The organism is Dietzia sp. CW19 (genome assembly GCF_014145265.1).
Classification (GTDB): domain Bacteria; phylum Actinomycetota; class Actinomycetes; order Mycobacteriales; family Mycobacteriaceae; genus Dietzia; species Dietzia natronolimnaea.
This window is the reverse complement of record NZ_JAALEE010000566.1, coordinates 27,562-27,980: the sequence shown is the minus strand read 5'-3', so window position 1 is coordinate 27,980 and position 419 is coordinate 27,562. Positions and strand designations below refer to the sequence as shown.

1 pseudogene is annotated in these 419 nt (G+C 62.5%); it reads left to right on the top strand.

Annotated features, from left to right (window positions below):
* A pseudogene (locus G6021_RS17705) lies at positions 1-333 on the top strand (Ku protein); the annotation flags it as partial.
* Positions 334-419 lie beyond the last annotated feature (86 nt).

Below are 419 nucleotides of genomic sequence, written 5' to 3'. Positions count from 1 at the left end.
GCGCTTTCAGAAAGGCGTCCCAAACAAAGAGGCGAGCGACGACGACGGTGATGACGAGGTCGCCGACCTGCTTGCCGCCCTGCGGGCGAGTGTGAAGGACCGCGGCGGCGACGCAGCCGCCAGCGACGACGAAGACGACGACGAAGACGACGAGAACTCCGGCTCCGCGAAGAAGTCGTCGGTCAAGAAGAGCAGTCAAGCTCGGCGAAGAAGAATCCGGCCAAGAAGACGGCGGCGAAGAAGATTCCCGCCAAGAAGGCAGCGGCAAAGAAGGAGCCGGCGAAGAAGGAGCCGGCCAAGAAATCAACTGCGAAAAAGTCGACCGCCAAGTAGTCCGCCTAGCCCCGCTGATTCACGGAGCGTGAGGATTGCTGCTGTCGGGTGACGGCGGGATCCATTTCGTGGGTGGGCGTGCAGGA